The 217-nt window shown below is 40.1% G+C and carries 1 protein-coding gene; it reads right to left on the reverse strand.

What is annotated here, in order from left to right:
- The coding region (locus tag Q4Q35_RS17340; RefSeq protein ID WP_303279284.1) for a transposase at positions 1-217 on the reverse strand (217 nt) is incomplete at both ends.

Here is a 217-nt window from a genome sequence, read left to right on the forward strand (position 1 = left end):
GACCGCTGACCATTCCCTTTTCTACACACATAGCAAGTACTCTAGTAAAAACGTCTTCAAAGACAGTTTCTGGATACAATTGTCGGGTACGGCTTATCGTAGAGTGCCAGGGCAGTTCCTCATCTATATCATAACCTAAAAAATAGAGTATATCCAAGCGCATACTACTATGTTGTATCAAATCTCTATCGCTGATGATATTTTCCAGATAGCCTAC

The sequence above is a fragment of the Flavivirga aquimarina genome, assembly GCF_030540835.1.
Taxonomy (GTDB): Bacteria; Bacteroidota; Bacteroidia; order Flavobacteriales; family Flavobacteriaceae; genus Flavivirga; species Flavivirga aquimarina.